We start from the raw sequence: 587 nt of genomic DNA on the forward strand, positions 1-587 counted from the left end.
TCACCACGTGCCATCTGCTGTCACCCGGGGACACCGTGGATGACGCGGTCTCCATCGGGCGGCCCATCGCCAATACCCAGGTCTTCCTCCTCGACGCCTCGCTTCACCCTGTCCCCATCGGCGTCCCCGGTGACCTCTTCATCGGGGGGGACGGCCTGGCCCATGGCTACCTCGGCAACCCGTCCCTCTCCGCCGAACGCTTCATCCCCCACCCCTTCTCTTCCTCTCCCGGCGCTCGCCTCTACCGCTCCGGCGACAGGGCTCGCTGGCTCCCCAACGGCACCCTCCAGTTCCTCGGCCGCTCCGACTTCCAGGTGAAGCTGCGCGGCTTCCGCATCGAACTCGGTGAAGTCGAAGCCGCCCTGCGCTCCTTCCCCTCGCTTCGCGAAGCCCTCGCTCTGGTCCGCGAGGACTCTCCTGGCGACAAGCGCCTCGTCGCCTACGTCTCCCCTTCATCACTCGACCCCGCGGCGCTTCGCTCCCACCTCCGGCTCCTCCTGCCGGAGTTCATGCTTCCTTCCGCCTTCGTCCTCCTCGACTCACTCCCCCTCTCCGCTCACGGAAAGCTCGACCGTCACGCGCTCCCA

General features: G+C 68.0%; 1 protein-coding gene. It reads left to right on the top strand.

Features of this window, described 5'->3' with window-relative positions; translation table 11 throughout:
* A partial coding sequence (locus tag JGU66_36420; protein MBJ6766262.1) for an AMP-binding protein occupies nucleotides 1–587 on the top strand: 587 nt, incomplete at both ends.

The organism is Myxococcaceae bacterium JPH2, assembly GCA_016458225.1.
GTDB lineage: Bacteria > Myxococcota > Myxococcia > Myxococcales > Myxococcaceae > Citreicoccus.